Source organism: Pseudomonas flavescens, from assembly GCF_013408425.1.
Lineage (GTDB): Bacteria > Pseudomonadota > Gammaproteobacteria > Pseudomonadales > Pseudomonadaceae > Aquipseudomonas > Aquipseudomonas fulva_A.
The window spans coordinates 2,114,893-2,139,230 of record NZ_JACBYV010000001.1 but is presented as its reverse complement, the minus strand read 5'-3'; the positions used below and the strand labels follow the sequence as shown (position 1 = coordinate 2,139,230).

At 63.2% G+C, this 24,338-nt stretch carries 24 protein-coding genes; 15 read left to right on the top strand and 9 right to left on the bottom strand.

The genetic code is table 11. From position 1 onward, the window contains the following. Nucleotides 1-30 precede the first annotated feature (30 nt). From scpB to rluB, 3 genes are all read left to right on the top strand, one after another. Nucleotides 31-843: an SMC-Scp complex subunit ScpB gene (gene scpB, locus FHR27_RS09370; protein ID WP_042554046.1), complete on the top strand. Its 813-nt coding sequence runs from the start codon at nt 31-33 to the stop codon at nt 841-843. Continuing rightward, nucleotides 840-1,019: a DUF1289 domain-containing protein gene (locus FHR27_RS09365; RefSeq protein ID WP_042554047.1), complete on the top strand. Its 180-nt coding sequence runs from the start codon at nt 840-842 to the stop codon at nt 1,017-1,019. Before scpB ends, FHR27_RS09365 begins: the two co-directional genes overlap by 4 nt. A gap of 140 nt (nt 1,020-1,159) precedes the next feature. Further along, entirely contained in the window at nt 1,160-2,341 is a 1,182-nt protein-coding gene (rluB, locus tag FHR27_RS09360) for a 23S rRNA pseudouridine(2605) synthase RluB (RefSeq protein WP_179538431.1), read from the top strand. 110 nt (nt 2,342-2,451) lie between these two features. Here rluB and FHR27_RS09355 read toward each other — a convergent pair whose 3' ends face one another. The 7 genes from FHR27_RS09355 to hpxX form a co-directional block, all read right to left on the bottom strand. Beyond that, on the bottom strand, nt 2,452-3,375 hold the full coding sequence (locus FHR27_RS09355; RefSeq protein WP_042554049.1) for a GGDEF domain-containing protein: 924 nt from the start codon (nt 3,373-3,375) through the stop codon (nt 2,452-2,454). A 272-nt stretch (nt 3,376-3,647) separates the two neighbouring features. Further along, entirely contained in the window at nt 3,648-4,388 is a 741-nt protein-coding gene (locus tag FHR27_RS09350; RefSeq protein ID WP_042554050.1) for a YciK family oxidoreductase, read from the bottom strand. A gap of 22 nt (nt 4,389-4,410) precedes the next feature. Beyond that, nucleotides 4,411-4,836 carry a VOC family protein gene (locus FHR27_RS09345; protein WP_042554051.1) on the bottom strand — a complete coding sequence of 142 codons (426 nt, stop codon included), beginning with the start codon at nt 4,834-4,836 and terminating at the stop codon, nt 4,411-4,413. Nucleotides 4,837-4,845: 9 nt separating this feature from the next. Next, complete coding sequence (gene mupP / locus FHR27_RS09340) at nt 4,846-5,517, bottom strand: N-acetylmuramic acid 6-phosphate phosphatase MupP (protein ID WP_042554052.1); 672 nt, start codon at nt 5,515-5,517, stop codon at nt 4,846-4,848. Nucleotides 5,518-5,707: 190 nt separating this feature from the next. Then, nucleotides 5,708-6,091 carry an oxalurate catabolism protein HpxZ gene (gene hpxZ / locus FHR27_RS09335; RefSeq protein WP_042554053.1) on the bottom strand — a complete coding sequence of 128 codons (384 nt, stop codon included), beginning with the start codon at nt 6,089-6,091 and terminating at the stop codon, nt 5,708-5,710. A 4-nt stretch (nt 6,092-6,095) separates the two neighbouring features. Beyond that, a complete protein-coding gene (locus FHR27_RS09330) occupies nt 6,096-7,490 on the bottom strand; it encodes an AtzE family amidohydrolase (protein WP_179538430.1) in 1,395 nt (464 codons plus the stop codon). After that, nucleotides 7,487-7,675 (bottom strand): oxalurate catabolism protein HpxX, encoded by a 189-nt coding sequence (gene hpxX / locus FHR27_RS09325; protein ID WP_042554055.1) that lies wholly within the window; start codon nt 7,673-7,675, stop codon nt 7,487-7,489. The genes FHR27_RS09330 and hpxX overlap by 4 nt, the downstream gene beginning before the upstream one ends. A 131-nt stretch (nt 7,676-7,806) precedes the next feature. On the opposite strand from hpxX, the gene FHR27_RS09320 reads away from it, so the two are divergent. From FHR27_RS09320 to hpxK, 7 genes are all read left to right on the top strand, one after another. Next, nucleotides 7,807-8,646 (top strand): MurR/RpiR family transcriptional regulator, encoded by an 840-nt coding sequence (locus tag FHR27_RS09320; RefSeq protein WP_042554056.1) that lies wholly within the window; start codon nt 7,807-7,809, stop codon nt 8,644-8,646. A gap of 261 nt (nt 8,647-8,907) precedes the next feature. After that, nucleotides 8,908-9,702 (top strand): transporter substrate-binding domain-containing protein, encoded by a 795-nt coding sequence (locus FHR27_RS09315; RefSeq protein ID WP_373565149.1) that lies wholly within the window; start codon nt 8,908-8,910, stop codon nt 9,700-9,702. A gap of 10 nt (nt 9,703-9,712) precedes the next feature. Then, on the top strand, nt 9,713-10,378 hold the full coding sequence (locus FHR27_RS09310; RefSeq protein ID WP_042554057.1) for an amino acid ABC transporter permease: 666 nt from the start codon (nt 9,713-9,715) through the stop codon (nt 10,376-10,378). After that, nucleotides 10,378-11,034: an amino acid ABC transporter permease gene (locus FHR27_RS09305; protein WP_042554191.1), complete on the top strand. Its 657-nt coding sequence runs from the start codon at nt 10,378-10,380 to the stop codon at nt 11,032-11,034. Before FHR27_RS09310 ends, FHR27_RS09305 begins: the two co-directional genes overlap by 1 nt. Then, complete coding sequence (locus tag FHR27_RS09300; RefSeq protein ID WP_042554058.1) at nt 11,015-11,752, top strand: amino acid ABC transporter ATP-binding protein; 738 nt, start codon at nt 11,015-11,017, stop codon at nt 11,750-11,752. The genes FHR27_RS09305 and FHR27_RS09300 overlap by 20 nt, the downstream gene beginning before the upstream one ends. Nucleotides 11,753-11,777: 25 nt before the next feature. Continuing rightward, nucleotides 11,778-13,010 carry a pyridoxal-phosphate-dependent aminotransferase family protein gene (locus FHR27_RS09295; protein ID WP_179538429.1) on the top strand — a complete coding sequence of 411 codons (1,233 nt, stop codon included), beginning with the start codon at nt 11,778-11,780 and terminating at the stop codon, nt 13,008-13,010. Then, nucleotides 13,010-14,284, top strand: coding sequence for an allantoate amidohydrolase (hpxK, locus tag FHR27_RS09290; RefSeq protein ID WP_179538428.1), 1,275 nt, complete (start codon nt 13,010-13,012; stop codon nt 14,282-14,284). The genes FHR27_RS09295 and hpxK overlap by 1 nt, the downstream gene beginning before the upstream one ends. Nucleotides 14,285-14,349: 65 nt before the next feature. Here the strand turns inward: hpxK and ubiG are convergent, their stop codons facing one another. Then, nucleotides 14,350-15,048 carry a bifunctional 2-polyprenyl-6-hydroxyphenol methylase/3-demethylubiquinol 3-O-methyltransferase UbiG gene (gene ubiG / locus FHR27_RS09285; protein ID WP_179538427.1) on the bottom strand — a complete coding sequence of 233 codons (699 nt, stop codon included), beginning with the start codon at nt 15,046-15,048 and terminating at the stop codon, nt 14,350-14,352. Between the two features lie 215 nt (nt 15,049-15,263). Further along, nucleotides 15,264-16,583 (bottom strand): TRZ/ATZ family hydrolase, encoded by a 1,320-nt coding sequence (locus FHR27_RS09280; protein ID WP_179538426.1) that lies wholly within the window; start codon nt 16,581-16,583, stop codon nt 15,264-15,266. A 145-nt stretch (nt 16,584-16,728) separates the two neighbouring features. On the opposite strand from FHR27_RS09280, the gene FHR27_RS09275 reads away from it, so the two are divergent. The 5 genes from FHR27_RS09275 to hisC all read left to right on the top strand — a co-directional run bounded on the left by FHR27_RS09275 (nt 16,729) and on the right by hisC (nt 24,315). Then, entirely contained in the window at nt 16,729-17,799 is a 1,071-nt protein-coding gene (locus FHR27_RS09275) for a s-methyl-5-thioribose-1-phosphate isomerase (protein WP_042554063.1), read from the top strand. Nucleotides 17,800-18,024: 225 nt separating this feature from the next. Beyond that, a complete protein-coding gene (gene gyrA / locus FHR27_RS09270; protein WP_179538425.1) occupies nt 18,025-20,829 on the top strand; it encodes a DNA gyrase subunit A in 2,805 nt (934 codons plus the stop codon). Nucleotides 20,830-20,923: 94 nt separating this feature from the next. Continuing rightward, nucleotides 20,924-22,009: a 3-phosphoserine/phosphohydroxythreonine transaminase gene (gene serC / locus FHR27_RS09265; protein ID WP_042554065.1), complete on the top strand. Its 1,086-nt coding sequence runs from the start codon at nt 20,924-20,926 to the stop codon at nt 22,007-22,009. Further along, a complete protein-coding gene (gene pheA, locus FHR27_RS09260; protein ID WP_179538424.1) occupies nt 22,009-23,118 on the top strand; it encodes a prephenate dehydratase in 1,110 nt (369 codons plus the stop codon). Before serC ends, pheA begins: the two co-directional genes overlap by 1 nt. 87 nt (nt 23,119-23,205) lie before the next feature. Next, on the top strand, nt 23,206-24,315 hold the full coding sequence (gene hisC, locus FHR27_RS09255) for a histidinol-phosphate transaminase (RefSeq protein WP_042554067.1): 1,110 nt from the start codon (nt 23,206-23,208) through the stop codon (nt 24,313-24,315). Nucleotides 24,316-24,338: the final 23 nt, after the last annotated feature.

Below are 24,338 nucleotides of genomic sequence, written 5' to 3'. Positions count from 1 at the left end.
CCCCAGAACCAAGCAGACCTTGCCCAGACGATGAACCTGTCCGATCCCAAACAACTCTCCACCCTGCTCGAAGGCCTGCTGCTGGCAGCCGGCAAGCCCATGTCGCTGGAACGGCTGATGGAGTTGTTCGAGGAGACCGAGCGGCCCGGGGCGGACATATTCAGAAAGGCGTTGGCGATTCTGGGCGGCAGCTGCAAGGGGCGGGCCTTCGAGCTCAAGGAAGTGGCATCCGGTTATCGCCTGCAGATCCGCGAGAACCTTTCCACCTGGGTGGGGCGTCTGTGGGAGGAGCGGCCGCAGCGTTATTCCCGTGCCATGCTCGAAACCCTGGCGCTGATCGCCTACCGTCAGCCCATCACCCGTGGCGAGATCGAGGAAATTCGCGGTGTGGCCGTGAACAGCCAGATCGTCAAGACCCTGCAGGAGCGCGAGTGGATTCGCGTGGTGGGCTACCGGGAGGTACCTGGCAGGCCGGCGATGTTCGCCACCACCAAGGGCTTTCTCGATCATTTCAATCTGAAGAACCTCGATGAGCTGCCGCCCCTGGCCGCGCTGCGCGAACTGGAGCCCGAGCCGATCCTGGCCCAGGATGACGATCCGGACGTACCGCCGAGCCTGCAGGCTCGTGCCGATCTTGCCCAAGGCGAAGAACCTGAAGCGGATGGCCGCTCCGAAGCCGCTGCCGAGACCAGCTTCGGTTCGCTGCTGGCCGAACTCGATGCCATGGAGCAGGGCCTGAAAACCGATTTCGATGATCTGGCGCGCGGTGACGAAGAGCCGAACCGCGAAGAGCAGGGTGATGTCTCTACAGCTGAGGATGACAGCCGTGAAGAGAGCCCATGAAAGATCCCTGCATCAGCGTCTGCAAGTTCAGCGATACCATCTGCCTGGGCTGCGGGCGCAGCAAGGCCGAGATAAAGGCCTGGAAAAAACTCGACAAGGCTGAACAGCGCCTGGTGATGGCCGAAGCGGATATGCGCCTGATCTCGCTTGGCCCGAAAGCCCGGCGCAAGCGCTGAGTCGACATCGCTGGCTGGACGCCGTCATTTGCTCAGCTATGCTCTTGCGCCAGGTGCGTCGAGCGCCTTATCCGCGTATGATGCGCGCCCCTTCGACGACATGATCGTCCTATCACCAGAGAACACCGGGAGGTGCCCAGATGAGTGAAACCGAAGAATACAGCCCCGCTGGCGAAAAACTGCAGAAAGTCCTGGCTCGCATGGGTCTTGCTTCGCGCCGCGAAATCGAATCCTGGATCAGTGCCGGCCGCGTCAAGGTCAACGGCAAAGATGCCACCTTGGGCCAGCGCGTCGATCTGCACGACGCCATCGCCATCGACGGCCGCGTGCTGCGCCGCGAAGAAGCGGCGGAAACCGTGCGCCGCGTGCTGATCTACAACAAGCCCGATGGTGAGATCTGCACCCGCGACGACCCGGAAAAGCGCCCAACCGTTTTCGACCGTTTGCCGCGTCCGAAAGAAGGCCGCTGGATCAATATCGGCCGCCTCGACATCAATACCACCGGTCTGCTGATGTTCACCACCGACGGTGAGCTGGCCAACCGCCTGATGCACCCGTCCTATCAGATGGACCGTGAGTACGCGGTGCGCGTACGCGGCGAAGTCGACGAGGAGATGATCGAACGCCTCAAGGCCGGCGTGATGCTCGAAGACGGCCCGGCGAAGTTCACCGACATCAAGGAAGCACCTGGCGGTGAGGGCTTCAACCACTGGTACCACTGCGTGGTCATGGAGGGTCGTAACCGCGAAGTGCGCCGCCTCTGGGAGTCCCAGGGACTGGTGGTCAGCCGTCTGAAGCGCGTGCGCTTCGGCCCGGTGTTCATGACTTCCGACCTGCCAATGGGCCGCTGGCGCGAAATGGGCCAGCGCGAAGTCGACATCCTCAGCGAGGAGGTCGGCCTCAAGCCAGTGGCTCTGCCGGAAATGAAGGAAAAGACTCGCGAGAAGCTCGATCGTCTGCAGCGTAAGGCCGCCAAACCCATTGGTCGAGGTGAGCGTCCGGCGCGTACCCTGCGCCCTGGCGCTCCAGCTCCCGCTCAGGGAACCGGCAATGGTCGTGGCGCGCGTGACGAGCAGGGCGAACGCCCGACGCGTGTACCTCGCGCACCGCGCGGAGAGGGCCGCAGCGAGCCCTCGCGCGGCACGCCAGTGGCCGAGCGCCCACGTGACGTCGGCAAGAAACCCGGCAAACCGCGTGGCGAGCGTGCCGAATCCGGCGAACGCGCACCGCGCAAGCCGGCAGGTGCCGACAAGGGCCGCGGTCGCCCGGCAGGCGAAGGTCAGCGTCCGGGGTTCGGTCGTGGTAGCCGCAAGCCGCAGTGACTGGTCGTAAGGCAGCGCGTAGCGGCTGCCAGCGGCCATGAAAAAGGGCCCCCTCCGTCAGGAGTGGGGCCCTTTTGATTTTCCGGTCTGGCGAAGCTTCTATTGGTCGATCAACCGGCCATGGCCATGCAATTGCGGCCATTGCGTTTGGCGCTGTACAGCGCCTTGTCCGCGCGGTTAAGCAGGCTTTCGATCGACTCGCCCGGCTCCAGAGCCGCGCAGCCGAGGCTGACCGACAGCTCGATGGGCTTGCCCTGAGCCACGCACTGCAGGTCGAGAACTGCCTGGCGCAGGCGCTCGCCGACCAGTGCGGCTCCCTCGCGCGGTGTGCCGGACAGCAGCACCAGGAACTCCTCACCGCCGTAGCGGAACACCATGTCGATATTGCGCAACTGGTCCTTGAGGGTCGTGGCGACGGCTTTCAACACTTCGTCGCCTGCACTGTGACCATGTTCATCGTTGATGCGCTTGAAGTGGTCGATATCCAGCATCAGCAGCGACAGCGGCTGGGCGTTACGGCGTGCCAGTTCGATTTCCCGGCCCAGTACCTGATCCATGGCAATGCGGTTGCCGGTGTTGGTCAGCGGGTCACGCAGCGCACTCTGGATGGCAACGCGATAGAGCAGGGCGTTGCGCAGAGGGAACAGCAGGCTGGCCAGTAACGACTCCAGTTGCGTCAGCTCCTGATCGGAGAAACGCTGGCGGCGGCGAAAGGTCAGTTCGCCCAAATACTCGCTCTCGTGGCTGAGGCGGTAGGTGGCCGAATGATTGGCCTGCTGGCCCATCTCCAGACGCAGATCGCTGCTCGAGTGCTGGTAGCCCAGTGCGTCGACCGGCACCAGATGCTGCAGCTCGCGGAAGAACATGCCGAGAATGCGTTCGGCATCCAGGCTGGTCTGCAGTTGCAGGCCGAGGCGCTGGCGCAACTGCGCGAGGCTGATCGGGCGAGCCTCATTCTTACGAGTCGAGAAGCCGAGGCGCTGCAGCTTGGCAGCGTCGAAATCGATCGTGTTTTTCTGGCTGGGTGGAACCATTTTGGTGAACCTCTGGCGCTTCGTTACGGCTTGTGAGCAATAGAGCGAATTTCGTGCCAGTCTTTTTGGGCCGTATAAAAGCCTTAAGGTTCAACAGGTTGGCTACCGGGGAGGGAGGCGCATGGCCATTAGTGGCAATGCGCCGTCAGAAGGACGGCAATCATTTGCCGGTTCGGGCGTTGCCGCGACAATTTACTGTCACGGCACGTCGGCCGCGCGATGGCGAGGGCTGGAGTGGGCGATCCCGATGATGACCGGGTCCCCCGGCGTACCTATTGGGCGTCGAAGGCCTGGCCATTGATGCCCTGGCTGTCGGGGCCCATCAGGTACAGGTAGACCGGCATGATGGCCTCGGGCAGCGGTTTGCTTTCCGGGTTCTCGCCTGGGTAAGCCTGGGCGCGCATGTCGGTGCGGGTGCCGCCCGGGTTGACGCTGTTGGCGCGAATCGCCGTGATGCCGTCGACTTCGTCTGCCATCACCTGCATCAGCCCTTCAGTGGCGAATTTGGATACCGCATAGGCGCCCCAGTAAGCCCGGCCCTTGCGCCCTACGCTGCTCGAGGTGAACACCACCGAGGCATCGGCCGACAGCTTGAGCAGCGGCAGCAGCGTGCTGGTCAGCATGAACATCGCGTTGACGTTGACCTGCATGACGCGCATGAAATTCTCGCCGGACAACTGCTCCAGCGGCGTGCGCGGGCCGATGATCGAGGCGTTGTGCAGCAGGCCATCGAGCTTGCCGAATTGCTTTTCGATCATCGCAGCCAGTTCGTTGTACTGATGCGGTAGGGCACTTTCCAGATCGAACGGAATGACCACCGGTTGCGGATGGCCAGCGTGCTCGATGGCGTCGTAGGTGCGCGCCAGGTTGTCTTCGCTCTTGCCGAGCAGCAGCACGGTGGCGCCATGGGCCGCATAGGCACGGGCCGCAGCTGCGCCAATGCCACGTCCCGCTCCGGTGACCAGAATCACACGATCCTTGAGCAGGTCGGGGCGGGCGCTGTAATCGAACATGGGAATTTCTCTAGCTAATGAATCAGGAAAAGGCCGGATCAATCGTGAGGCCACGACAGACCGCTGCCAGTTTGTGTCCATCTGGATCACGGACATAGGCGCCGAAGAAGTCGGGGCCATAGTGGGGGCGCAGGCCTGGCGGGCCTTCGCAATGGCCGCCGTTGGCGAGCGCTGCGTGGTGAAAGTCTCGTACGGCCTGCCAGCTATTGGCCTTGAAGGCGATCATGCTGCCGTTGCCTGAGCTGGGTGCTTCACCGTTGAAGGGCTTGCAGAGCCAGATGGCAAGCTCCTCACGGCCATTATCGAGATAGGTGCCCCAGCCCAGAAAATCCTCCCAGCCTTCCTCGTTCGGCGTGCAGCGCTGCAGGCCTAGAGGTGCAAGGGTTGCATCGTAAAAGATGGCCGCTCGCTGCAGGTCACTGCAGCCCAGGGTGATGTAACTGAACATGGGCAAGCCTCAGCAACTGCACAGCGCCTGATCGAGTACCTTGCGCAGTTCCAGTGGGTGATCGACCACCACGTCGGCGCCCCAGTGGCGCGGGTTGTCGTCGGGGTGGATGTAGCCGTAGGTCACCGCTGCGGTCTTGGTACCGGCGTCGCGACCGGACTCGATATCGCGCAGGTCGTCGCCGACGAACAGCACGCTGGCCGGATCCAGCTTGAGGGTCGAGCAGGCGAGGATCATCGGCTCGGGGTCCGGTTTGCTGCGGGTCACGTGATCAGGGCAGATGAGGATGGAGGAGCGTTCGGCCAGGCCCAGGCGCTGCATGATCGGCTCGGCGAAGCGCAGTGGCTTGTTGGTCACCACGCCCCAGATCAGCTTGGCGCGTTCGATGTCTTCGAGCAGCGTCTCGATGCCGTCGTAGGGACGGGTCAACACGGCACAATGATCCTGATAGCGCTCCAGAAACTCCAGACGCAGGGTTTCGAAGCCATCGCTCATCGGGTCGATGTCGAAGGCATTTAGGATCATCGCCCGGGCGCCGCCGGAGACGTGATCGCGAATCAGCTTTTCATTCACCGGCGGCAGACCGCGCTCGGCACGCATGGCCTGGCAGATGGCGATGAAATCCGGCGCGCTGTCGAGCAACGTGCCATCCATGTCGAAAAGAACCGCGCGCAAGCGCATCAGGCCTCCTTGGGGATTCGAGTCTAGCGTTGGCATATCGGCCCGCAGGCTGGTGTTCGGCAGTGGGCTGGCAGTTGGTCGTCAACCAGCTGCAGCGTCTCATGTTGCCAGTTTCCAGCGTCTGATTGGGCCGTGGTAATGCTCTCACTGTATGTCACTTTGTCGCAGCGTGCAGTGAAGGGTTGGTACTTCAGCTCATCAAGCTGACCTGTGCGGCCACGATGCGCCAGTTGCCTGCCAGTTTCACCCAGCTCTGCTGCTGGCGCCCGATTCTGTCGCTGCCTTCCCGGGTGAACTCGGTGCTGCACACCGCAAAGCTGTCACCGTAGGTGGTGATGACCGTGTTCCTCAGTTCGCGGTACAGCCCTGTCGCTGGCCGCGCAGCGCGAAACGCGCGGATTTCGCCGATGCCGTAGAGGTTTTCTCCGGCGCCCAGGCGTACCGTGCGTTCGTCGTGCCAGAACAGCTCGTCCAGCACGTCGATATCGTTGCCGGTCAGGGCTTTTTCGTAGCGCTGGAAGGCATGGGTGACCTCCGCCAGAACGTCCGGCAGATCTATCTGTTCAGTATTCATCGCGTCACTCCAGGTTGGCAGGTGTTGCGTGGGCGATGCCCATGCGCTCGAGCGCGCTGGCGGCGCGCAGGCAGGCTTGTTCGTTGAACGGCGCGGCGATCAGTTGCACGCCGATCGGCAGGCCACCCGCAGTGCGCAGCGGCACGCTGACCACCGGCAGGCCGAGGAAGGAGATCGGTTGAGCCAGCATGCCCATGCTCGCGCGGGTCGGCAGGTCGGTACCGTTGATGCGCAGGGTTTCCTGGCCGATGGGCGTCGCGCTGGTGGGCGTCGCTGGTGCGATCAACACATCCACGCCGGCGAACAGCGGCAGGACCTGCTGCTGGAAGTGACGACGGAAGCGTTGCGCCTGCACGTACCAGGCAGCCGGGATCATCGCACCGGCAAGCAGGCGCTCGCGTGACAGCGGCTCGAAGGAATCCGGCGAGCTGCGCAGTGCCGGCAGGTAGCTGTTGCCGCCCTCCGATGCACTGATGATGAACGCGGCGGTACGCGCCAGTTCTGCCTCTGCCAGGATGACTTCTTCGCTGGCGTCGAGGGCCTTGGCCACCTGGGCCACGGCATCGCGAGCGCTGTCGTCGCACCATTGCTGGAAGTAACCGCCAAGCACGCCGAAGCGCAGCCCATCGAGGTCGCGCTCCAGCAGCGCCGTTACCGGCTGCCTATCCTGCGCGGCCTGAAAGCCGTCTTGCGGGTCATGGCCTTGCAGCACGTCGTAAACCTCGGCGAGATCGCGGGTGCTGCGTGCCAGTGGGCCGATGTGGTCTAGGCTGCCCACGAACGGGTGTGAGCCGCTGCGCGACAAGCGGCCGAAGGTGGGCTTCAGCCCGAATATCCCGCACAGCGATGCCGGTACGCGGATGGAGCCGTTGGTGTCGCTACCCAGTGAGAAATTCACCAGTCCGGCCGCAACGGCGGCTGCCGAGCCCCCGGAAGAGCCGCCCGCGATGCGGGAGAGATCGTGGGGGTTGCGGGTTGCGCCGAAGTGAGTGTTTTCCGTGGTGAAGCCATAGGCGTAAGCATCCATGTTCAGCATGCCCGACAGCAGGCCGCCGCTGGCTGCCAACTGGCGTACCGCCCAGGCGTCGACAGTTGCTGCTGGGCGGTTCTGGAACAGGCGCGCTCCGGCCAGGGTCGGAAAGCCCGCGACATCGAACAGGTTCTTCACGGCGTAGGGCACGGCCGCCAGGGCGGGCAGGGGCGAGCCCTGGCGACGCAGGCGGTCGAGGTTGTCCGCTTCGTCTTTCATGCGCTGCTGGGTGATCTGCGTCCAGGCGTTGATCGTCGGGTCGTGCCGCTCGATGGCTTGCAGGCTGTGCTCGGCTATTTCACGTGCACTGAGCTCGCCGGATGCCAGGGCAGCGCGCAGCTGGGCAATCGATAAGAGTGCTGGATTCATGCTTTGTAGACTCCCGCGACTTCCAGTCGGTCGTCGAGCGGGTAGTCCATCAGCGGCTTGGCCATTGCCGCGATGCGGCTGAACTGGGTGAGCAATTCCTGACGGCGCGCATCGTCCAGTTGCAGGGCCAGAACCTCTTCCATCTGCGTGACGTACGCTGCCCAGTCGGGCGTGGTCTGTGTCATGGTGATCTCCTCTCGGAGGCAGCGGCACAGCCTCCTGGCGCGGGTTGACGGGTTTCTGCGTTGCGACTTCAAGCAGGCAGGTGACTTCCTATATCATCGGCTGAATGAAACGAAAGTTACAAGGCGCCACCATGAATCAACTCGATGAACGTCTGCGCAGTCATTACTCGCAGCTCGCGCCTCAGGAGCAGCGGATCGCCGACTTCGTGCTCGACCATTACGACGATCTGGTCAGCTACAACAGTGCCGAACTGGCCCGGCTGGCTGGCGTCTCCAAGGCGACCGTAAGCCGCCTGTTCAAGCGCCTGGGCTATGAAAAATACAAGGACATGCGCGAGGAGCAGCGGACCCTGCGCCAGAGTGGCATGCCGGTCGCAGACAGCCGCGACGCGGTGCAGGGCAACACCTTGCTGGCTCGTCATTACAAGCAGGAGATGGCCAATCTCACCCAATGGGTGAACGGCATCGATGCTGGCCAGTTCACCGAAGTGGTGCAGGCACTGGGTAGCAGCAGGCGAGTCTTCGTCATCGGCATGCGCAATGCCTTTCCCGTGGCGTTGCACCTGCGCCAGCAACTGCTGCAAATCCGTAGTGGCGTTCAGGTGCTGCCCCAGCCCGGGCAGACGCTGTCTGAGGAGCTGGTGGATCTGACTGGCGAGGACATGGTGGTGGTGCTGGCGTTCCGGCGTCGGCCGCGGATCATCCGCCCGCTTCTACAGGCCTTGCAGTTGCAGCAGGTTCCGACGCTGGTTATCTGCGAGCCCCAGGCCCAGGCAATCATCGAACTGGCCAGGTGGCAGTTGTGTACGCCGCTGGACAGCGTGTCGGCCTTCGACAGCTACGCGGGCGCCAACAGCCTGATCAACCTGCTGGTCAATGCCGTGCTGCACGAGCAGTTGACCGGAGGGCGGCAGCGAATTCATCAGATCGCCACGTTGTATGGACAACTCGACGAGCTGGAACAACGGTAGTGCACCTTGGTGGTGCATTAATTGAAGTGGGCGCCGTTTTGGCGCCCTTTTTTGTGGCGCGATTCTGGAAAAACGACCGCTCCGTGGCGGCACCAGAGCGGCCTGGATGATCGCTGGTTGCCTTGGAGGGCCCGCTATCCGGAGGTTTTTCTGTATCGATGAGGGTGATCGCAGAAAAAATCGATGGCATGAAAGGCTGTGGCACGTTGGTTGCAAAATCCTTGATAACGAATCTTTCGTTTCATGGCTGACGTTAACGGGGTGACGAAAATGAAGAAAGGATTGATCGCGATACTGGCTGCCGGTCTGTTGCTGACCCAGGCCACGACCGCCCTGGCGGACCAATTGCAGGACATCGAGAAACGCGGCGTGATCCGTATCGCCGTGCCGCAGGATTTTCCACCCTTCGGCTCCGTGGGCACCGATCTGCAGCCCCAGGGCTATGACATCGACATGGCCAAGTACCTGGCCAAGGAGATGAAACTTAAGTTGCAACTGGTTCCCGTCACCAGCGCCAACCGTGTTCCGTATCTGCAGACCGACAAGGTCGATCTGGTCATCTCCAGCCTCGGCAAGAACGCCGAGCGCGAACAGGTGATCGATTTCAGTGCTGCTTATGCGCCGTTCTTTCTCGGTGTATTCGGCGCCAAGGACAAGGCCCTGCAGAACGCCGAGGAGCTCGCAGGCAAATCGATCGGCGTCACCCGTGGCGCCGTCGAAGACATGGTGCTGACCGAGGTGGCGCCGAGCGGTGCACAGGTCAAGCGCTACGAAGACAACAACACGACCTTGTCCGCGTATCTGTCCGGGCAGGTCGAGTTCGTTGCCACCGGCAACCTGGTGGTCGCGGCCATCGAGCGGCAGAACGCCGATCGGGCACCCGTCGCCAAATTCATGCTCAAGGATTCGCCTTGCTACATCGGCCTGCGCAAAGGCGAAGCCGCGCTGAAGGCCAAGGTCGATGCGCTGATCGATCAGGCCAAGGCCGATGGCACGCTCAACGGTCTGTCGGAACAGTGGCTGAAGGCGCCGCTGCCGGCGAACCTGGGCGCATAAGGATTTCGCGATGATGGCGCAGCTGAATTTTTCCGCCCTGTGGCCCTACTGGCCGGAGTTGCTTTCCGGCCTCTGGGTAACCATCCAGCTCACGGTGATGGCGACCGTGGGCGGCGTGGCCCTGGGCATTCTGGGTGCTGCACTGCGCAGCGGCCGCCCGACCATTCTCAGCCGCCTGTGGGGCGTCTATGTCGAACTGATCCGCAACACGCCCTTCGTGGTGCAACTGTTCTTCATCGTTTTCGGCTTGCCGAATCTTGGCTTGAAACTGACGGCGGGAGAGGCTGCGCTGCTGGCCATGCTGATCAATCTGGGGGCCTACAGCACCGAGATCATCCGTGCCGGCATTCAGGTCACGCCGCGGGGGCAATGGGAGGCGGGGCGCGTGCTGGGCCTGAGTCGCACGCAAACCTTCATTCAGGTGGTCTTGCCGCCGTCCCTGAAGCGCATTTATCCGGCGCTGGTCAGCCAGTGCATCATCGTCATGCTCGGCTCGTCGGTGGTTTCCCAGGTGTCCCATGAGGAGCTGACCTTCGCCGCCAACCTGATCCAGTCACGTACCTTTCTGAGCTTCGAGGTCTATCTGGTGACCACGCTGATGTACCTGGCACTGTCCATCGCCATGCGTCAGCTGTTGCTGGCTGCCGGCCGCAAATGGTTTGGAGATCAGCCATGATGACCACCTTCACCGACTGGGACATCCTGCGCAATCTGCTCCTGGCTGCGCGCTGGACCGTTCTGCTGTCTCTCACGGCATTCATCGGCGGCACCCTGGTGGCCATTCCGCTGGTCATGGCGCGCTTGTCCAAGCGGGTCTGGCCACACTGGCTGATTCGCGGCTACACCGAGCTGTTCCAGGGGACGCCACTGCTGATGCAGCTGTTCCTGGCGTTCTTCGGCGTGGCGCTGTTGGGGATAGATGTATCGCCCTGGACGGCTGCCTCGCTGGCGCTGACGTTCTATACCAGTGCGTTCCTGGTGGACATCTGGCACGGCAGCATCCGTGCGCTGCCCAAGGGCCAGTGGGAAGCATGCCGCTGTTTGGGGCTGGATTTCGGTCAGACGCTGTTTCGCGTCATCCTGCCCCAGGCGCTGCGCATCGGTATTGCACCGACCGTTGGCTTCGCCGTGCAGGTCGTGAAGGGCACGGCTCTGGCGTCGATCATCGGTTTCGTCGAGCTGACCAAGGCCGGCACCATTCTCAACAACGTCACCTACGAGCCTTTCAAGGTGTTCGGTCTGGTGGCGCTGGGCTACTTCCTCATGTGTTATCCGCTGTCGCGTTACAGCCAGTATCTGGAGAAGAAATTCAATGCCGCTCATCACCATTGATCAGGTACAGAAGTACTACGGCGACAACCACGTACTCAAAGGGGTCGACCTCGATATCGAGGTCGGTGAGGTGGTGTCGATCATTGGCCGCAGCGGCTCGGGGAAAAGCACCTTGCTGCGCTGCATCAACGGCCTCGAAGGTTATCAGGATGGCAGCATCAAGCTCGGCGGCATGACCGTCACCGACCGTGACTCCCAGGCGCGGGAGATCAGCCGCTCGGTCGGCATGGTGTTCCAGAACTTCAACCTGTTTCCGCACATGACCGCCCGTGAGAACGTCATGCTGGCACCACGTCGGGTGCTGAAGAAGAGCGATGCCGAGTGCCGCGAGCTGGCCGCGCAGATGCTGGAAAAGGTCGGCCTGGGCGATCGCATGGACTATTACCCGGCCAACCTCTCCGGCGGCCAGCAGCAGCGGGTCGCCATCGCCCGTGCGCTGGCCATGTCGCCCAAGGTGCTGCTGTGCGACGAGATCACTTCGGCCCTCGATCCCGAGCTGGTCGGCGAAGTGCTCAAGGTGCTGGAGCAACTGGCGAAGGAGGGCATGACGCTGATTCTGGTCACCCACGAAATGAACTTCGCCCAGGAAGTTGGCGACCGCGTGGTGTTCATGCACCAGGGGCGCGTGTGGGAGCAGGGCCCCAGCCGCGAGCTGTTCGCCAATCCGCAGAGCGCCGAACTCAAGCAATTCATTTCGTCCGTGCGTGGACTGAACTGAGCGTCTTTAGAACGAGAAATCCCAGATGAACACGACTTTCCTGCCAGTGAATCCGCCCCAGCGTCTGTTGATGGGACCGGGCCCGATCAATGCCGATCCCCGTGTGCTGCGCGCCATGTCCAGCCAACTGATCGGCCAGTACGACCCGGCCATGACCCACTACATGAACGAGGTGATGGCGCTGTACCGCGGCGTCTTTCGTACTGCCAACGCTGCAACCCTGGTGATCGACGGCACCTCGCGGGCCGGCATCGAGGCCATTCTGGTCTCGGCGATTCGCCCTGGCGACAAGGTGCTGGTGCCGGTGTTCGGCCGTTTCGGCCATCTGCTCTGCGAAATCGCCCGGCGTTGCCGTGCCGACGTTCACACCATCGAGGTGCCCTGGGGTGAAGTGTTCACCCCGCAGCAGATCGAGGATGCCATCAGGCAGGTGAAGCCACGGCTGCTGCTGACCGTGCAGGGCGATACGTCGACCACCATGCTGCAGCCACTGGCCGAGCTGGGCGACATCTGCCGGCGCCATGGCGTGCTGTTCTATACCGATGCCACCGCGTCGTTGGGCGGCAACCTGCTGGAAACCGATGCCTGGGGGCTGGATGCGGTGTCCGCCGGTCTGCAGAAGTGCCTGGGTGGGCCATCCGGCACCGCGCCGATCACCCTCAGTGCGAGCATGGTGGAGGTGATTCGTCGCCGCGCCTGCGTGGAGGCCGGCATCCGTACCGCTGCTCATCAGGACGGCGACGACGAGATGATCTACTCCAACTATTTCGACCTTGGCATGATCCTCGATTACTGGGGCCCCGAGCGCCTCAATCATCACACCGAAGCCACGTCGGCGCTGTTCGCTGCCCGCGAGTGCGCACGGGTGATTGGCGAGGAAGGCCTGGACGAGGGGATCGCCCGACACAAGCTGCATGGCGATGCTCTGCTAAAGGGCATCCAGGGCATGGGTCTGGAAACCTTCGGCAACCTCGAATACAAGATGAACAACGTCCTTGGCGTAGTGATTCCCGAGGCGGTCAATGGCGACCAGGTGCGCAAGCTGATGCTCGAGGACTTCGGTATCGAGATCGGCACGTCGTTCGGGCCGCTGGCTGGCAAGGTCTGGCGTATCGGCACCATGGGCTACAACGCCCGCAAGGACTGCGTGATGCAGACCCTCAGCGCTCTGGAGGCGGTACTCAATCGTCTCGGCCTGCGTACCACTCAGGGCGCCGCGATGCAGGCGGCCTGGGATCACTACAGCGAGCGTTGCTGATGAGCGCCATGGACAAGCTGGCGGCAGGCCGTGCGGGCGCGCGGATCATGGCGCGTTGCGACGAGCTGGCGGCGATCAGCGAGTCTGCCGATGGCCTGACCCGTGTGTACCTGTCGGCAGAACACCTGCGTGCCAATGCGCTGGTGGGCGAGTGGATGCAGGCGGCCGGCATGCGCGTCTGGCAGGACGCCGTTGGCAACATCTGCGGGCGTTACGAAGGCCAGCGTGCTGGCGCGCAGGCGCTGTTGCTCGGCTCGCACCTGGATACCGTGCGCAACGCCGGTCGTTATGACGGCATGCTCGGTGTGGTCGCCGCCATCGAGACCGTGCAGCACTTTCATGACCGCGGCATACGTTTGCCGCTGGCCATCGAGATCGTCGGTTTCGCCGACGAGGAGGGGACCCGCTTCGGCATCACCCTGCTGGGTAGTCGCGGTCTGACCGGTACCTGGCCGCAAGGCTGGGTCGAGCAGGCCGATGCCAATGGCGTCAGTGTCGCCCAGGCGATGACCGCGGTCGGCCTGGATGCGGCGCAGGTCCCCAGTGCGGCTCGGAACGCGGATGACTTCGCCGCCTATCTGGAACTGCATATCGAGCAGGGCCCGTGCCTGGAGCGCGAAGAGCTGGCGCTTGGCGTGGTGACGGCCATCAATGGTGCGCGCCGGCTGAATTGCCGCTTCGTCGGTATGGCCGGGCATGCCGGTACCGTGCCGATGAGTCATCGCAAGGACGCCCTGGCTGCTGCGGCGCAGTGGATGGTCTACATCGAAGCGCAGACCGCGCAGCGCGATCCGCAGTTGGTGGCCACGGTGGGCAGCCTGCAGTGCCACCCTGGCGCGGTCAACGTGATTCCCGGTGAGGTCGCCCTGACCCTGGACGTGCGTGGCCCGGAGGATCAGGCATTGGCAGATTTGCTCGACGACCTGCTGAGTCAGGCGCAGGCGATTGCCCGGCAGCGCGGGCTGCAGTTCCATGCCAGCCAGTACTACGGCATACCGGCGACCCGTTGCGATGACGCCATGCAGGCTTCCCTGGCACAGGTGCTGACCCAGGTGCAGGGGCGCAGCCTGTCGCTGCCCAGTGGTGCAGGCCATGACGCGATCGCCATGGCCGAACACTGGCCGGTCGGCATGCTGTTCGTGCGCTGTGCAGGAGGGGTCAGTCATCACCCGGCCGAGGCCGTCGAGGTGGGTGATGTGGCGCTGGCGATTCAGGCGTGCGTGGACTGGGTTCAGGCGTTGGCGATGGAGCCGCCTGCCAAGTCGGTCGAATGAGCGCAGGGCGTTGAGGTCAGCCAGCGTACGGCCCGAGTGGGTGTGCGCTGGCTGGCCCGGCAGGATCAGTCTGCCTTGCTGGTGTGCACCATGTAGTTGACGTCCACGTCGTTGGCCAGCTTGTAGTGCTTGGTCAGCGGGTTGTAGGTCAGGCCGATGATGTCCTTGACCTGCAGGCCGGCGTCGCGGCTCCAGGCGCCCAGTTCCGATGGGCGGATGAATTTCTTGAAGTCATGGGTGCCGCGCGGCAGCAGGCGCAAGATGTATTCGGCGCCAATCACCGCGAACAGGTAGGCCTTGGGATTGCGGTTGATGGTGGAGAAGAACACCTGGCCGCCGGGCTTGACCAGCTTGTGGCAGGCGCGAATCACCGACGACGGGTCGGGCACGTGCTCGAGCATTTCCAGGCAGGTGACCACGTCGAACTGGCCGGGCATCTCTTCTGCCATGGCTTCGGCGGTGATCTGCCGGTAATCGACTTCAACGCCCGATTCCAGCTGATGCAAGCGGGCCACAGCCAGCGGCGCTTCGCCCATGTCGATGCCGGTCACCGTGGCGCCACGTTGAGCCATGGCTTCACTGAGAATGCCGCCACCGCAGCCAACGTCGAGTACCTTCTTGCCCGCCAGCCCGGCGCGCTCGTCAATCCAGTTGACCCGCAGCGGGTTGATCTCGTGCAAGGGCTTGAACTCGCTTTCCTTGTCCCACCAGCGATGGGCGAGGGCTTCGAATTTGGCGATTTCGGCTTGGTCGACGTTGCTCATGGTTTTCCCTGAATAAAGCGAATACGTATGACATGACGCGCAGTGCGTGCATGTTGCCAGCTTTGCTCGGCGCGCGGCTGGCCTCTGATGTGTGACAGTTTGCCGTAGTTTGCGCTCAATGGGTCGGACGCCCGGCTATCGGACACCCTAAAAATTACCGGCGTTGTCATCACTGCGTTAAAAACGGGCTCGTGCTGACTGCCTCGGCAAGGTTCTTAGCGGTGTCCGATTTTTGCGCCCCACTGTCGCGTGGTCGCGATGATGCGTTCCTCGTCGAGGCGCGTCAGTCTGCGGTCTTCGAACAGTGGCTTGCCAGCGACCCAGAGGTGCTCGACGCAGTCTCGGGAGGTGGCGTAGATCAACTGCGAAACGGGGTCGTAGACTGGTTGCTGGGCCAGGCCGCGCAAGTCGAAGGCGACGATGTCGGCGGCCTTGCCGAGCTCCAGTGAGCCAATCTCGCCGTCGAGGCCCAGGGCGCGGGCGCCATTGAGGGTCGCCATGCGCAGCGCGCGGTGTGCGTCCAGGGCGCTGGCCGAGCCGGCTACAGCCTTGGCCAGCAGCGCGGCGGTGCGGGTCTCGCCGAGTAGGTCGAGGTCGTTGTTGCTGGCGGCACCGTCGGTACCGATGGCGACATTGACGCCGGCCTGCCAGAGTTTCTCGACCGGGCAGAAGCCGCTGGCCAGCTTGAGGTTGGACTCCGGGCAGTGGATCACGCTGCTGTTGGTGGCGACCAGCAGGGCTATATCGTCATCATCGATCTGGGTCATGTGCACGGCCTGGAAGCGCGGGCCGAGCAGGCCGAGGCGGTGCAGGCGGGCCAGCGGGCGTTCGCCATGCTGTTCGAGGCTCTGCTGCACTTCGAAGGCGGTTTCGTGCACGTGCATATGAATGCCGGCGTCCAGCTCTTCGGCGAGGATGCGCAGTTTTTCGAGGTTCGCGTCACCGACGGTGTAGGGCGCGTGAGGGCCGAAGGCGACGCTCAGGCGCGAGTGGTGTCGCATTTCGTCGAACAGCGTCACGCCCTTGCGCAGCGCCTCGTCCGCGTCACGGGCGCCGGGGATGGCGAAATCCAGCACCGGAATGCTGATCTGCGCGCGCATGCCGCTGGCGTGCACCCGCTCGCAGGCCATCTCGGGGAAGAAGTACATGTCGGCGAAACAGCTGATACCGCTCTTTATCTGCTCGGCAATGGCAAGTTCGGTGCCGTCCTGAACGAACCGCTCATCGACCCACTTGGCTTCTGCCGGCCAGATGTGCTTTTCCAGCCAGGTCATCAGTGGCAGGTCGTCGGCCAGGCCGCGGAACAGCGTCATTGCCGCGTGACCGTGGGCGTTGATCAGGCCCGGTGTCAGCAGGCGCCCAGGCAGCTCGCGGATCTGCGTGGCGCCGCGCCGCAAGGCATCAGCGCGTGGTGCGATAAGGGCGATCTTGCCATCGCGAATGCCCAGGCCGTGATCGTGCAGTACCACGCCTGCGGGCTCGACCGGCACCAGCCAGGTGGGCAGCAGTAAAAGGTCGAGCGGAGCGTCTGCCATGGGTGGGTTCCGTCGTTGAAAACGCCGAGTCTATAGAGGAATGCCGTGATCTTGAAAGTGCGTAGCGTCGCCCAGCGCCGTGCGCGAGGTGCGGCTGCCGGTTCGCGCGGCGTATACTGGCCGGCTTTCGAGGATGGAGTGGGTAATGCGCGAGCGTTTGCTGGCTGCCGAGCAGGTCGTGGGCTTTGTCTGGCGCGAGGGTGCCCTGCATGTGCTCGATCAACGCCGCCTGCCCGGTGAGCAGGTCTGGCATGCCTGTCATTCGGTGTCTGCCGTTGTGGAAATGCTTGCTGGCGGTGCGCTGCAGGGGGCTGCCGCCAGGGTCATCTGCGGTGCTTACGCCCTGGTGCTCGGGGCGCGCCAGCGTGCCGACGAGGGTGGCGACTGGTATGCCGGGTTGCAGGTGGATGCCAGTCGGCTCGCCGAGGCGGGCCTCCATGCCCTCGAATGCGAGCGTTTGCTGCTGCGGATGCACGAGCGGCTGGCGCGCTCGCGGCCTGGCGCGCAGCCGCTGGAGGTGATGGAGGACGAAGCCCACGGCATTCATCAGCGTGATCGCGAGGCCAGCCTGGTCATGGCACAGCTGGGGGTGGAGCTGATTCGCGGTTTTCAGGGCAACTCGCAGAATCTGCTCAGCATCGGCTGCGCCGGGGCGCTGACCAGTGGTGGTTTCGGCACGGCGCTGGCGGTGATCCGCGCTGCTCGGCTCGAGGGGCTGCTGGAGCGCTGCTATCTGGGCGAAAGCCGCCCGTTGCTGCAGGGTGCTCGGCTGGCGGCCTGGGAGCTGCGTGAAGAGGGCATCGCCGTGGCGCTCAGTGCGGATGCTGCGCTGGCTCACCTGATGAAGGACCGTGGCATCACCTGGGCCATCGTCGGCGCCGAGCGAATCGCTGCCAACGGAGACGTGCTCGGCCTGATCGGCACCTATCAGCTGGCGGTCGCCGCCATGCACCATGGCGTACGGCTGATGGTGGTGGCGCCGAGCGCCGTCATCGACCTGCAGGCCGAGAGCGGCGAGGAATGTTTTCACGAGCTCGGTCATGCGCCGTTGGCCTATCCGCAGAGCGAGCGGGTGGCCGGTGTGGACGAGATCGAGCCGCAGTTCGACGTGACACCCGCCGATCTGGTGGATTTTGTGGTCACCGAGAAGGGCGTGATCGAACGCCCGGACGCTGCCAAGATCGCCCAGTTGATGTCGCGCAAGCGGCTGCACTGAGCCCCTGGCTTCATGAGCCTTCAGGGATAGGTGCGGGGCACGCTTTGTGGTAAGCTCCGGCAGTTTTCAGGGGCGCCGTCAGCGGTCGCCATTACTGCTCGAATGCATGGCATAACGTATTGATTTGTCGTGAGTCGTCGCTGGCCTGATGCCATTGCGACGCGCTTCGCCAGGTTCCCAATGAACGCGGCGGAGTTTCACCAGAAAAAAGGAATCAGGCTACTCATGGGCGAACTGGCCAAAGAAATCCTCCCGGTCAACATCGAAGACGAACTGAAACAGTCCTACCTCGACTACGCCATGAGCGTGATCGTCGGGCGTGCCTTGCCGGATGCGCGCGATGGTCTCAAGCCCGTGCACCGTCGGGTGCTGTTCGCCATGAGCGAGCTGGGCAACGACTGGAACAAGGCGTACAAGAAATCCGCCCGTGTGGTCGGTGACGTGATCGGTAAATATCACCCGCACGGTGATACCGCCGTTTACGACACCATCGTGCGTATGGCTCAGCCGTTCTCGCTGCGTTACCTGCTGGTCGATGGCCAGGGCAACTTCGGTTCGGTGGACGGCGACAACGCCGCAGCCATGCGATACACCGAAGTGCGCATGACCAAGCTGGCCCACGAGTTGCTGGCAGACCTGCACAAGGAAACCGTCGACTGGGTACCCAACTACGACGGTACCGAGCAGATCCCGGCGGTCATGCCGACCAAGATCCCCAACCTGCTGGTCAACGGTTCCAGCGGTATCGCCGTGGGCATGGCGACCAACATTCCGCCGCACAACCTGAGCGAAGTCATCGACGGCTGTCTGGCCCTGATCGACAACCCGGAGCTGACGGTCGATGACCTGATGCAGTACATCCCGGGGCCGGATTTCCCGACCGCAGGCATCATCAATGGCCGCGCCGGTATCGTTGAAGCCTATCGCACCGGTCGTGGGCGGATTTACATCCGTGCCCGCGCCGAGGTCGAAGACATCGACAAGGTTGGCGGTCGCCAGCAGATCGTCGTTACCGAGCTGCCTTACCAACTGAACAAGGCGCGCCTGATCGAGAAGATCGCCGAGCTGGTCAAGGAGAAGAAGCTCGAAGGCATCACCGAGCTGCGCGACGAGTCCGACAAGGACGGTATGCGCGTGGTCATCGAGCTGCGTCGCGGCGAAGTGCCCGAGGTGATCCTCAACAACCTCTATGCCCAGACCCAGATGCAGAGCGTCTTCGGCATCAACGTCGTAGCCCTGATCGACGGTCAGCCGAAGATTCTCAACCTCAAGGACATGCTCGACGCGTTCGTCCTGCACCGTCGTGAGGTGGTGACCCGGCGTACCGTGTTCGAACTGCGCAAGGCCCGTGAGCGCGGTCACATCCTCGAAGGCCAAGCCGTTGCGCTATCCAACATCGACCCGGTCATCGCCCTGATCAAAGCCTCGCCGACGCCTTCCGAGGCCAAGGAAGCGCTGATCACCACCGCGTGGGAATCCACCGCCGTGGAAGCCATGGTCGAGCGCGCAGGTGCCGATTCGTGCCGCCCTGAGAACCTCGATCCGCAGTTCGGCCTGCGTGATGGCAAGTACTACCTGTCGCCGGAACAGGCCCAGGCGATCCTGGATCTGCGCCTGCACCGCCTGACCGGCCTCGAGCACGAGAAGCTGCTGGCCGAGTACCAGGAAATCCTCACCCAGATCGGCGAGCTGATCCGCATCCTCACCAGCGCCGTGCGCCTGATGGAAGTGATTCGTGAGGAGCTGGAAGCGGTCAAGGCCGAGTTTGGTGACAAGCGCCGTACCGAGATCCTCGATTCCCGTCTGGACCTGACTCTCGGCGACATGATCCCCGAAGAAGAGCGCGTAGTGACCATTTCCCATGGTGGCTATGCCAAGACCCAGCCGTTGACCGCGTACCAGGCCCAGCGCCGCGGGGGCAAGGGCAAGTCGGCGACTGGCGTCAAGGATGAGGATTACATCGCTCACCTGCTGGTCGCCAACAGTCACGCCACGCTGCTGCTGTTCTCCAGCAAGGGCAAGGTGTACTGGCTCAAGACCTACGAAATTCCCGAAGCGTCCCGTGCTGCCCGTGGCCGTCCACTGGTCAACCTGCTGCCACTCGACGAGGGTGAGTACATCACCACCATGCTGCAGATCGACCTCGAAGCCCTGCAGCAGCAAGCCGGCGCCGACGACGTGGACGACAGCGACGATGCCGTGCTCGAAGGCGAGATCGTGGACGCCGAAGAAGTGGCTGAAGTCGCCGAGATCGAAGAAGTCGAAGGCGAGACCGCCGAGCTGGTGGCCGAACCGACCGGTGCCTACATCTTCATGGCCACCGCCTCCGGTACCGTGAAGAAAACCCCGCTGGTGCAATTCAGCCGTCCGCGCTCCAACGGCCTGATCGCGTTGAAGCTCAAGGAAGGTGACACCCTGATCGCCGCCGCCATCACCGACGGTGCCAAGGAAGTCATGCTGTTCTCCAGCTCCGGCAAGGTGATTCGTTTCGCTGAAAGCGTGGTGCGTGTCATGGGCCGTGGTGCCCGCGGTATTCGCGGCATGCGTATCGGCAAGGAACAGCGCCTGATCTCCATGCTGATCCCCGAGTCCGGTGCGCAGATTCTCACTGCTTCCGAGCGCGGTTTCGGCAAGCGCACGGCGCTCTCCAAGTTCCCGCGCCGTGGTCGTGGCGGTCAGGGCGTGATCGGCATGATCACCAAAGAGCGTAACGGTGCGCTGATCGGTGCCATCCAGGTGCAGGACGGCGAGGAAATCATGCTGATTTCCGACCAGGGCACCCTGGTGCGTACCCGTGTCGACGAAGTTTCCAGCTCCGGCCGTAACACGCAGGGCGTGACCCTGATCAAGCTGGCCAAGGACGAGAAACTGGTTGGCCTGGAGCGTGTGCAGGAGCCATCCGAAGAGGACATCGAAGAGGCGCTGGACGAAGAGGGCAATCCGATCGTCGTCGCCGACCTCGACGAGGCCGTTGCTGGCGATGAGCCGTCAGCGGAAGGTGACGAGCAAGGCGAAGAGCGCGACGCGTAAGCGCGCCGCTTTGCCTGCAGCACCCTGGTGCTGCAGGCAACATTTCGCCAGATAGATGTAGCGCTGTAACCAGACAGTCAAGCGAGAGTGAATTGTGAGCAAGCGAGCCTATAACTTCTGCGCCGGCCCGGCCGCGCTTCCCGAAGCCGTTCTGCAGCGTGCCCAGGCCGAACTTCTAGACTGGCAGGGTAAAGGCCTGTCCGTCATGGAAATGAGCCACCGCAGTGACGAATACACGGCCATCGCTGAAAAGGCCGAGCAGGATCTGCGCGATCTGCTGACCATTCCCTCCGACTACAAGGTGCTGTTCCTGCAAGGTGGGGCCAGCCAGCAATTCGCGGAAATACCGCTCAACCTGCTGCCTGAAGACGGTACTGCCGATTACATCGATACCGGCATCTGGTCGAAGAAGAGCATCGAGGAGGCCCGCCGCTACGGCAACGTCAACGTCGCCGCCAGCGCCAAGGCCTACGACTACTTCGCCATTCCCGGGCAGAACGAGTGGCAGCTGTCCAAGGATGCCGCCTACCTGCATTACGCCAGCAACGAAACCATCGGTGGCCTGCAGTTCGACTGGATCCCCGAGGCTGGCGACGTACCGCTGGTGGTCGACATGTCGTCCGATATCCTCTCGCGTGAAGTGGATATCTCCAAGTTCGGCCTGATCTATGCCGGCGCTCAGAAGAACATCGGCCCCAGCGGGCTGGTGGTCGCGATCATCCGTGAAGACCTGCTCGGCCGCGCGCGCAGCGCCTGCCCGACCATGCTCAATTACAAGATCGCTGCCGACAACGGCTCGATGTACAACACCCCGGCGACCTTCTCCTGGTACCTTTCGGGGCTGGTCTTCGAGTGGCTGAAAGAGCAGGGCGGTGTGGCCGCCATGGAGCAGCGCAACAAGGCCAAGAAGGAACTGCTGTACGGCGTGATCGACGCCAGCGAGTTCTACAGCAACCCGATCGCCAGCAATGCCCGTTCGTGGATGAACGTACCCTTCCGTCTGGCTGACGAGCGTCTCGACAAGCCGTTCCTGGCGGGTGCCGATGCCCGTGGCCTGCTCAACCTCAAGGGCCATCGCTCGGTGGGTGGCATGCGTGCGTCCATCTACAACGCAGTGGGCCTGGATGCCGTGCAGGCCCTGGTCGCTTACATGGCGGAGTTCGAGAAGGAGCACGGCTGATGACTGCGGATGCGAACACCGATCAGGCGCTGCAGGCTCTGCGCCTGCGCATCGATAGCCTGGACGAGAAGATTCTCGAACTGATCAGCGACCGTGCACGCTGTGCCGAAGAAGTGGCGCGGGTCAAGATGGCCTCGCTGCCCGCTGGCGAGCAGCCGGTGTTCTACCGTCCCGAGCGTGAGGCTCAGGTGCTCAAACGGGTGATGGAGCGTAATCGCGGCCCGCTTGGCAATGAGGAAATGGCGCGGCTGTTCCGTGAAATCATGTCCTCCTGCCTGGCGCTGGAGAATCCGCTGAAGGTCGCCTATCTGGGCCCGGAAGGTACCTTCTCCCAGGCGGCGGCCATGAAGCATTTCGGTCATGCCGTGATCAGTCAGCCCATGGCGGCTATCGACGAGGTGTTCCGCGAAGTGGTGGCCGGCGCCGTCAACTTCGGTGTAGTGCCCGTGGAGAACTCCACCGAAGGTGCGGTCAACCACACCCTCGACAGCTTCCTCGAGCACGATCTGGTGATCTGCGGCGAAGTGGAACTGCGCATCCACCATCATCTGCTGGTCGGCGACGCCACCAAGACCGACCGGATTACCCGCATCTATTCCCATGCCCAGTCTCTGGCCCAGTGCCGCAAGTGGCTGGACGCCCATTACCCGAACGTCGAGCGCGTGGCGGTTTCCAGCAACGCCGATGCCGCCCGCCGGGTGAAGAGTGAATGGAACTCGGCGGCCATCGCCGGTGACATGGCCGCCAACCTGTACGACCTGACCCGGCTCGCCGAGAAGATCGAGGATCGCCCGGATAACTCCACGCGCTTCCTGATCATCGGCAACCAGGAAGTCCCGCCGACCGGCGACGACAAGACCTCGGTGATCGTCTCCATGCGCAACAAGCCAGGCGCGCTGCACGAGTTGCTGGTGCCGTTCCACCAGAACAACATCGACCTGACCCGCATCGAAACCCGTCCGTCGCGCAGCGGCAAGTGGACCTACGCCTTCTTCATCGATTTCGTCGGTCACCACCGCGATCCGCTGATCAAGGACGTGCTGGAAAAAATCAATGGGGAAGCCGTGGCGCTCAAGGTGCTGGGCTCCTACCCGAAGGCGGTACTTTAAACAGCAGCTGCAAGCTGCGAGCCACGAGCTGCAAATGAGCGGCGTTCTGGCTTCTAGCTTGCGGCGTATAGCTTGAGGCTTGCAGCTATGTCTTGTGATTTCATCGCCCTGGCCCAGCCAGGCGTGCAGAAACTTTCCCCCTACGTGCCAGGCAAGCCGGTCGACGAGTTGGCCCGCGAGCTGAACATGGATCCGGCCAGCATCGTCAAACTGGCCAGTAACGAGAATCCGCTCGGCCCGAGCCCCAAGGCGCTGGCGGCAATTCGTGCCGAGCTCGACGAGCTGACTCGCTACCCCGACGGCAACGGTTTCACCCTGAAAACCCTGCTGGCCGAGCGCTGCGGCGTCTCCACCGCTCAGGTCACCCTGGGCAATGGCTCCAACGACATTCTCGAGCTGGTCGCCCGCGCCTACCTGGCCCCAGGTCTGAATGCGGTGTTCAGCGAGCACGCGTTCGCCGTGTACCCGATCGCTACCCAGGCCGTTGGCGCGCAGGCCAAGGTCGTGCCGGCGGTCAACTTCGGTCACGACTTGCCGGCCATGCTGGCGGCCATCGATGCCGACACCCGTGTGGTATTCATCGCCAACCCCAACAACCCGACCGGCACCTGGTTCGACACCCAGGCGCTGCGCGATTTCCTCGCCGGCGTGCCGGAAAACGTGCTGGTGGTGCTGGACGAGGCCTACATCGAATATGCCGACGGCGACGAGTTGCCGGATGGCCTGGACTTCCTCGCTGGGCACGCCAATCTGCTGGTCTCGCGCACCTTCTCCAAAGCCTACGGGTTGGCCTCGCTGCGCGTTGGCTACGGCCTCAGCTCGACTCAGGTCGCCGACGTGCTGAACCGTGTGCGTCAGCCGTTCAACGTCAACAGCTTCGCACTGGCCGCGGCCTGCGCAGCGTTCGACGATGCCGAGTATCTGGCCCGCAGCCGTGAAATCAACGCAGCTGGCATGTTGCAATTGCAGGAAGGTTGCCGCGAGTTGGGCCTGGGCTGGATTCCGTCCAAGGCCAATTTCCTGGCCATCGACTTTGCTCGTGATACCGCTGCGATCAACCAGGGGTTGTTGCGCGAGGGAGTGATCGTACGGCCAGTCGCCGGCTACGGCATGCCCAACCACCTGCGCGTTTCCATCGGCCTGCCGGCCGAGAACGCCCGCTTCCTGGAAGCGCTGCGCAAGGTGCTCAACGCGTGACCGAAGGCATGACACCGATAAAC